This window comes from Dehalococcoidales bacterium, assembly GCA_030698765.1.
Lineage (GTDB): Bacteria > Chloroflexota > Dehalococcoidia > Dehalococcoidales > UBA2162 > JAUYMF01.
Window position 1 is genome coordinate 1 of the sequence record JAUYMF010000134.1, and the last position, 7,994, is coordinate 7,994.

The 7,994-nt window shown below is 51.4% G+C and carries 10 protein-coding genes; all 10 read left to right on the forward strand.

Annotated features, from left to right (window positions below; genetic code table 11):
* On the forward strand, positions 1-1,271 hold a 1,271-nt coding region (locus Q8Q07_06555; GenBank protein ID MDP3879944.1), incomplete at its 5' end, for a cytochrome c-type biogenesis CcmF C-terminal domain-containing protein.
* Between the two features lie 2 nt (positions 1,272-1,273).
* The gene (locus tag Q8Q07_06560; GenBank protein MDP3879945.1) at positions 1,274-1,762 is read left to right on the forward strand and encodes a cytochrome c-type biogenesis protein CcmH; all 489 of its coding nucleotides are present in this window, start codon (positions 1,274-1,276) and stop codon (positions 1,760-1,762) included.
* A complete protein-coding gene (locus tag Q8Q07_06565) occupies positions 1,759-2,280 on the forward strand; it encodes a zinc-ribbon domain-containing protein (protein ID MDP3879946.1) in 522 nt (173 codons plus the stop codon). The genes Q8Q07_06560 and Q8Q07_06565 overlap by 4 nt, the downstream gene beginning before the upstream one ends.
* Positions 2,277-3,446, forward strand: coding sequence for a carboxypeptidase-like regulatory domain-containing protein (locus Q8Q07_06570; protein ID MDP3879947.1), 1,170 nt, complete (start codon positions 2,277-2,279; stop codon positions 3,444-3,446). Before Q8Q07_06565 ends, Q8Q07_06570 begins: the two co-directional genes overlap by 4 nt.
* A complete protein-coding gene (locus Q8Q07_06575) occupies positions 3,433-4,182 on the forward strand; it encodes an ABC transporter ATP-binding protein (GenBank protein ID MDP3879948.1) in 750 nt (249 codons plus the stop codon). The genes Q8Q07_06570 and Q8Q07_06575 overlap by 14 nt, the downstream gene beginning before the upstream one ends.
* On the forward strand, positions 4,179-4,850 hold the full coding sequence (locus Q8Q07_06580) for a heme exporter protein CcmB (GenBank protein MDP3879949.1): 672 nt from the start codon (positions 4,179-4,181) through the stop codon (positions 4,848-4,850). Before Q8Q07_06575 ends, Q8Q07_06580 begins: the two co-directional genes overlap by 4 nt.
* A gap of 31 nt (positions 4,851-4,881) precedes the next feature.
* On the forward strand, positions 4,882-5,544 hold the full coding sequence (locus Q8Q07_06585) for a cytochrome c biogenesis protein (protein MDP3879950.1): 663 nt from the start codon (positions 4,882-4,884) through the stop codon (positions 5,542-5,544).
* A gap of 201 nt (positions 5,545-5,745) precedes the next feature.
* The gene (locus Q8Q07_06590) at positions 5,746-6,483 is read left to right on the forward strand and encodes a sensor histidine kinase (protein ID MDP3879951.1); all 738 of its coding nucleotides are present in this window, start codon (positions 5,746-5,748) and stop codon (positions 6,481-6,483) included.
* Positions 6,452-7,099, forward strand: a complete 648-nt coding sequence (locus Q8Q07_06595; GenBank protein MDP3879952.1) for a response regulator transcription factor — start codon at positions 6,452-6,454, stop codon at positions 7,097-7,099. Before Q8Q07_06590 ends, Q8Q07_06595 begins: the two co-directional genes overlap by 32 nt.
* 113 nt (positions 7,100-7,212) lie before the next feature.
* Positions 7,213-7,941 (forward strand): CoA transferase, encoded by a 729-nt coding sequence (locus Q8Q07_06600; protein ID MDP3879953.1) that lies wholly within the window; start codon positions 7,213-7,215, stop codon positions 7,939-7,941.
* The last annotated feature ends 53 nt before the right edge of the window (positions 7,942-7,994 follow it).

A 7,994-nucleotide genomic window follows, 5' to 3' on the forward strand; every position in this document is an offset into this window, starting at 1 on the left:
GGGGAGGCTACTGGGCATGGGACCCGGTGGAGAGCGCCGGCCTGATGCCCTGGCTGGTAGCCACTGCTTTCCTGCATTCCATCATGATGCAGAGAAGAAGAGGGATACTCAAAATCTGGAATATGGTACTGATTATCCTGACCTTCGCCTTGTCAATATTCGGTACTTTCCTGACACGGAGCGGCGTGCTGTCTTCCGTCCATACCTTTTCCGACTCCGCTATGGGCCCGTTCTTCCTGGCCTTTATCGGCGTCATCCTTTTTGGTTCCCTGGGATTGCTCTACTACCGGAGTGAGGAACTGACCGGTGAGACGGAGATGGAATCTCTTGTTTCCAGGGAGAGCACTTTCCTGCTTAATAATCTCCTCCTTGTCGGCGCCGCTTTTGCTATCTTTGTGGGAACCATATTCCCCGTTATCTCTGAAGCGGTACGCGGCGTCAAGATTACAGTTGGCCCGCCCTTTTTCAACCAGGTAAACGCGCCCATCTTCATGGCTATTGTCCTTCTGGCCGGTATCTGCACCCTCATCGGCTGGCGGCGGGCTTCATTAAGGAACCTGACACGCCATTTCCTCTGGCCTTCCCTGACAGCCGTCACCTTGGGTATCGTCCTCTTCATAGCGGGAATGAGGGAATGGGCTGCCCTCATCGCCTTCCCGATATGTGCTTTTGTCCTGTTTACCATCTTTTATGAGTGGTTTCGCGGGAGCAGGGCCCGCCATCATATGCGCGGCGAAAATTACCCGATAGCTTTCTGGAACCTGATCATGACCAACCGGCCGCGCTATGGCGGTTACATTGTCCACATCGCCATCGTCATCATGGCTATCGGGATAACCGGTTCTTCCCTATTTGATGTTGAACAGGACGCCCTGCTCAAACCGGGAGAATCAATGACAATCAAGAACTACACCCTCACCTATGAAAACTTTGGTTACTATACTACTGAGAGCAAAGACGTAGAGACAACCACCATTTCCGTCACTAACTCCGGAGAACTACTGGGCACTCTGATACCGGAAAAATACTTTCACCGTAACTATGACCAGGCGGTGAGTGAAGTAGCCATCCGCAGCACACTGAAGGAGGACCTCTATGTCATTCTGCTCGGCTCGGACCCAGATGAGACCGCCTCTTTCAAAGTCTTTGTCAATCCTCTGATCAACTGGATATGGATTGGCGGAGGAATTTTTGTCCTGGGGGGACTGATTGCTTTCTGGCCTGAGTCAAGGAGAATACCGACTCAAAGCAAGCCAGTCAAAAGGAGATAGCGATGAATAATTTCAAGATAAAGCTGGTAATGGCTCTTATTCTTGTCCTGCTCTTTCTCATCCCGACCGTGGTCAGCGCTGCCACGGTTACTGACCTTGCCAAACAGTTTGTCTGCCAGTGCGGCTGCAACTCGGTTCTGCCCAGCTGCAACCACATTGAATGCGGCTCACGAGCTGAAATGAATGCTTTGCTCCAGCAGATGGTAGACCAGGGGCAGACAGAGCCAGAGATTACCCGGTTCTTCGTCACCCGCTACGGGGAACAGGTACTGGCATCACCCCCCAAACGCGGCTTTAACCTGATGGCCTGGATTACCCCCTTTGCCGCTATCATAGCCGGTGGCGGGGTGATCTTTATCGCCCTGAAGAAGTGGGTAGGTCAGGGCAAACTTCCTCAGGCCACCCCCGTTACCAGTAATGAGCAGAACGATAAATACTACAACCAGCTTGAGCAGGAACTGGCTGAGTTTACCGAGAGGAGTTTCCGGTGACCATTTTCGTCGGTATGCTACTCACCGTAATAAGCTTTGCCTTTATTGCTTATCCGTTGCTCAAGCAGAAGCCGCGGCTGGCAGATTCTGCCGATGATGAAAACCTGCTGGAACTACAGTCCAGACGGGATACCACCTATTCCATGCTCAAGGAGCTGGAATTTGACTACCGGTCTGGTATCCTTACCGAAGAGGACTACCATGACCTGGAAACAAAATACAAGGAAAAAGCGGTTTCCATCCTCAAAGATATTGATGGTTCAGAAGCAGTCGATGAAGAAGAGGATGAGATAGAAAAGCAGGTAAGGAAACTTCGACAGAGCAAAGCCCCGCCTCGTACTCAGCCTGTTATGAAAGCAGGCAAAGAGAAGCCAGCCGAGGCGGAGATAGAACAGAACGTCGCCAAACTCCGCCAGCAAAAACGCCGTTTTTGCCCTCAATGCGGGGCTGAGCATGAAGCAGACGACCGGTTTTGCGCTCATTGCGGTGCCAGCCTGAAGCGAGGAGACCAAAATTGATCAAGCGTATTGCTTTACTGCTAACGATATTCATTCTGGGACTGAGCAGCCCGGTATTAGCTGCCGAACCGGGCGACGGTATAATTAACGGCCAGATGATAAACGGCACCGAAGGCGCCGGTATCGTTGCCGGACAAGACGTCACCCTGAAGATTAATCTCAATAATGCCGAGGCGGATTCAATCACCACTCAGACTGACGCCGAGGGGCGCTTCACGTTTGATGGGCTTTCCACCGAACCCGGCTATACTTACCAGATAAACACCAAATACCAGGAAGCGGAATACCCCGGTGAATGGCTCAACTTTGATGACGGCGTCCTGGAGAAGTCAGTCGAGTTCACTGTATATGAATCCACCACCGATGATAGTGTGGTTAAAATATCCATGGCGCACGCTATTATCTACCCCGAAGAAGGCGCCCTGCGCATAATGGAATACTACTACTTTACCAATGATACTGACCGCACCTATATCGGCACCAAAGAACTGGCTGATAATCCCGGGACATGGGAAAGCCTCGACTTTTCCTTACCCGGTGGAGCCGAAGACCTATATCCGGAATACGGGCTAATGGAATGCTGTATCTACCCCACCGCAGGTGGCTTTATTGATAGTATGCCCGTCATGCCGGGGAACAGAGAGATTATCTTTTCCTATCTGGTTAAGAACAAATCCGGGGCATTCAACTTGTCCCAGACTATTCATTACCCGCTCGGCAACTACAACCTGCTGGTCCAGGGTGGAGGGGCTAAAGTAAACAGCGACCGGCTGATAGCCGGTGAGCCGCTGGATATCAATGGCACAATCTTCAGCCACTTCTCCGGAAGTGACTTCTCCAGAGGGGAGACGCTGGTTGCCCAGATTACCGGTCTCCCCCAACCAGGTAATCAACAAGCCGCCCTGTGGATAATCCTGACACTGGTAGTACTTACCGGCGGTTTCAGCCTCAGCCGGCTTCTCAAGAAGAGACAGCTCCAGCCGGTACCGGCCGGAGATACCCTGGAACAGAGAAGAGAAAGACTGCTCGGTGAGCTTGCCCGCCTCGATGACGATTTTGATAGCGGTAAAATCAATGAGGCCGCCTATCGCAAACTGAGAGCGGAGAGAAAGTCACAACTGGTTAAACTACTGCGAAGACCAGAAGGGAACATTGGCCACAGATAATGAGAGCAACCGGTTCCACCATCAGGGTTGGGCAATTGAAGTCCAGGGAATTACCAAGTCTTTCGGCAGCAAAGCCGCCCTAGATGGGGTCGACCTCAAAGTAGCACGAGGGGAATCGGTCGTCATTTTCGGTCATAACGGCGCCGGGAAGACCACCTTAATCAAGATTTTATCCACCATTATGAAGCCTACTTCAGGCACAATTATAATGGATGGGCTCAACCTTAAGGACGACGCTGAGCGGATAAGACAGCATATCGGCATAGTCGCCCACCAGACTTTTCTATACGGAAACCTGACGGCTTACGAGAACCTTGATTTCTACAGTCGCATGTACGATGTACCCGGACGTCAGGAACGCATCCGTGAAGTAGTAGAGATGGTCGGCATGACCTCTCGCCTGTATGACCGGGTAAGCACCCTCTCCCGGGGGATGCAGCAAAGGCTATCCATCGCCCGTGCCCTGCTGCACAAACCGGCGATAATGCTCCTCGACGAACCGGAATCCGGCCTGGACCAGCACACCTCCTCCACACTCTGGGATACGCTAAAAACAGAGGGTGAAGAAAAACGCACCATTATCCTGACCACTCATGACCTGGAACGCGGGCTGGAACTGGGTGAGCATCTGATGATACTATCCCAGGGAAAGATTGCCTATGAAGCGTCAAGGCAAACCCTGGACCTGGCAGCGCTAAAGGAAATCTACGGGCGCTACACAAAGATTGAAGCATGAGATTCTGGGCTAAAGTTATCACTATCACCTGGAAGGATGCTCTCTCCGAAATTAGGACCAGAGAAATCATCTTTTCCGTAATGGTCTTTACCCTGCTGGTAATAGTCATCTTCAATTTTGCCTTCAGCGCCAGCCAGCAGATGATAGAGCTGGTAGCTCCGGGTATCCTGTGGGTAACCTTTGCCTTTGCCGGTGTGCTCAGCCTTAACCGCTCCTTCATCATGGAAAAAGAGCAGGACTGCCTTGCCGGACTGATGATCTGTCCGGTAAGCCGGGAGGTTATTTATACCGGCAAGATGCTGGCCAGTTTAGTCTTTATGCTTATTATAGAAGCGATAGCGCTGCCTATCTTTTCTTTCTTTTTCAATCTGGCGGTCTTATCACCCCAGATTATTGCGATCACTTTTCTGACCACAGTGGGATTTGTAGCCGTTGGTACCCTTTTTTCAGCTTTAGCCGTTAACACGAAGGCAAGGGAGATGGTGCTGCCCATCCTTTTCTTACCTATCATTGTCCCGGTGATTATCAGTGCCGTTGAAGCTTCCGGGCTAGCGCTAGCCGGCAAACCCTGGAGCAGCCTGGCCCCCTGGCTTCAGATAATAGGAGCTTTTGATGCTATCTTCCTGGTAGTCTCCTATTTAGTCTTAGCCTTCATTATTGAAGAATGAAAAGAGAGCTTAAAAGAAGGAGAGGAGAACAATGAAAAGAAGAGTCCTGCTCTGGTTGAGCCTGGCGCTGATGATGGTCTCCCTGTATCTCGTCTTCATCTATGTCCCCACAGAGAGAGAGATGGGAATCATCCAAAGAATCTTCTACCTCATGGTCCCGGTAGGCTGGCTGGCTCTGCTTGCCTTCACCATTGTCTTCATCGGCAGTATCCTCTATCTGGTTAAGAAGAGCCGTAAATGGGACACCCTGGCCCACTCCTCCGCGGAGGTGGGACTGGTCTTTACCTCGCTGGCTCTAATCACCGGCTCTATCTGGGCAAAGCCCGTCTGGGGGGTATGGTGGACCTGGGCGGAGCCCCGTTTAACGGCTACTCTCGTTCTGTGGTTCATCTACATCGCCTACCTCATGGTACGCTCTTTTGCTGTTGATGAATCACGGGGCGCTACTTTTGCTGCTGTCGTGGGCATCATCGGTTTCGTGGACTTGCCCATCATCGCCCTGGCCACCACCCTCTGGCGGGGGATGCACCCCGGGCCAATGATCTTCCAGGGCGGGGTAGCCCCGGCAATGATGGTAACGCTTCTGGTCAGTATCATTGCCTTCACCGCCTTGTTTTCTCTACTGCTTATCCAGCGAGTCTCCACCAGGAACGATGAGATAGAAATTGAGAGATTGAAAAAATTACCCGGTTAAGCTTATAATTTGATTTTAATCAAGGAGATACCATAAAATGGAAAATGCAGGGTACTTATTAGCAGCCTTCGGCTTGGTCTGGGCAGTTGTCTTCGGTTACATCCTGCTACTGTTAAATCGACAGCAAAAGATACAGCGTGACATCGAATCGCTAAGAAAACTAGCTGAAAAGAAATAGAGGGTCGGGAATTTTACCAAGGGATGCCTTTACTCAGGGACATACAGCTAAAAGATGAGTTTCGCAGTGAGCTATTGCGAGAGATATTCTCCATCCAGGAAGAAGAACGGAGAAGAATCGCCCGTGAACTGCACGATGAGACCAGCCAGGCCCTGGCCAGCCTGAATGCCAACCTGGAAGCGGCTTTAGGCATGTTACCCGGTGACGCCGACAAAGTCAGAGCCAGGTTAAAAGAAGCGCAGATGATATCCATCAGCATCCTGGATGAAATACATAAAATAATTTATGAACTTCGTCCCTCGTTACTTGATGATTTGGGGTTGGGTCCGGCGGTACGATGGCTGGCCGAAGTCAACCTGGAAACAGCCGGCATCAAGGTTGATTTCAAGGCAACTGGTAAAGAGCGGAGATTACCCCCGCAACTGGAAACAACCCTCTTCCGAATCACCAAGGAAGCGTTCAGCAACATTACCCGGCACGCTCATGCCCGGAATGTCAGCTTAGACCTGCATTTCAGGAAAAACTCGGTTAAAGTGCGCATTCAGGATGACGGGACCGGTTTTGACGTGGAGGAGGCGATAAATTCAAAAGAAAGACCACGGGGATTAGGACTACTGGGAATGAAAGAACGGGTAGAACTTATGAATGGGATGTTGAATATTTATTCACGTCCTGGCGATGGCGGCACCGTTATTGATATTGAAATACCGCTAAAACAGGAGGTTGTCGGTGGAGAAAATAAAGATACTGGTCGTGGATGACCACGCCCTGATGCGTGAAGGCATCCGCGCTTTGCTCGGCCTACATGAGGACATTGAGATAGTGGGAGAAGCCTCTGAAGGCAAGGAGGCTTTTGATAAAGCCATCGAAATGATGCCGGACGTGGTGATTATGGACATCGCCATGCCCGGTATGGATGGACTGGAAGCCACCCGCCGTATCAGAAAGAAAAACCCGACGGTGAAAGTCCTAGTCCTGACCCAGCACGATAACAAAGAATACATATTATCAGCTATAAAGGCAGGGGCCGATGGTTATGTGCCCAAGAAGGCTCTCGGCTCAGAACTGGTCACCGCTGTCCGCACCGTGCACAAAGGGGATTCCTTCCTCTACCCGTCAGCGGCGGCGGTTTTAATTGAAGACTACCTGCGCCAGGTCGAAGAAGAACCCTATGACCAATTGACCGCCCGGGAGAGAGAAATACTGAAGCTAATCGCTGAGAGCCACACCAGCCGGGAAATCGCCGACAGGCTCTTCATCAGCTTGAAGACGGTACTGGGGCACCGGACTAAAATAATGGAGAAGCTGGATATACATAACCGCACCGGACTGATTAAATATGCCATGCGCAAGGGGCTGGTCAGCCTGGATTCCTAGATAAAATCAACGGGCCTTACCGTAACGGCAAAGACCTTACTTTATTACCCGCGCCCGTTACTTATTCTCGAATCATTGGAATATATTATGTCAACTCTTACGAGGAATATTGAATGACCCTACCGCTAGCGAACGTCAGGATACTCGACCTTACCTCCGTCTTATCGGGGCCTTACTGTACCATGATACTGGGAGACCTGGGGGCCGAGATAATTAAAATCGAAAGACCCGGCACCGGTGATGCCGCCCGCGGTCTGCCTCCCCACTTCGTCGAAGGGGAAAGCGCCTACTTTATTGCCATCAACCGCAATAAGAAAAGCATGGTACTCAATCTACAAAGCGCCGGGGGGAAGGAAATCTTCTACCGGCTGGCTCAGGATGCCGACGTAGTGATTAACAATTACCGTCCCGGGGTTGTGGAAAGACTGGGAATTGACTACGAGACCCTGAAAAAGATAAACCCCAGGATAATCTGCTGTTCCGTCACCGGCTACGGAGAGACCGGCCCCTTTAAAGACCGCCCCGCCTTTGACCTCATCATTCAAGCCCGGGGAGGTATTATGAGCTATACCGGTGAGGCAGGAGGCAAACCAGTGAAGATGGGGACACCAATGGGCGATTTTGCCGGTGGCTTATTCGCGGCAAACGGGATAATGGCCGCACTGTACCACCGGGAAAAAACCGGCCGTGGGCAGAAGATTGACCTCAGCCTGCTGGACTGCCAGATATCACTGCTTACCTACCGTGGCGAGTACTACTTTGTCGGTGGGGAGGTGGCAAAGCCATTAGGGGTAGGACACGCCTCGATTCACCCGCTGCGGGACTTCAAGACGCAGACGTAAGATGTGGTGCTCGACGGTAATACACAAAACCTCGTCGACTCACTGGTTGAAGC

What these genes read in the sequence shown, in the direction of transcription:
- Q8Q07_06590 (MDP3879951.1), top strand. Translation starts at nt 5,746, where the DNA reads ATGCCTTTACTCAGGGACATACAGCTAAAAGATGAGTTTCGCAGTGAG.
- Q8Q07_06580 (MDP3879949.1), top strand. Translation starts at nt 4,179, where the DNA reads ATGAGATTCTGGGCTAAAGTTATCACTATCACCTGGAAGGATGCTCTC.
- Q8Q07_06585 (MDP3879950.1), top strand. Translation starts at nt 4,882, where the DNA reads ATGAAAAGAAGAGTCCTGCTCTGGTTGAGCCTGGCGCTGATGATGGTC.
- Q8Q07_06600 (MDP3879953.1), top strand. Translation starts at nt 7,213, where the DNA reads ATGACCCTACCGCTAGCGAACGTCAGGATACTCGACCTTACCTCCGTC.
- Q8Q07_06560 (MDP3879945.1), top strand. Translation starts at nt 1,274, where the DNA reads ATGAATAATTTCAAGATAAAGCTGGTAATGGCTCTTATTCTTGTCCTG.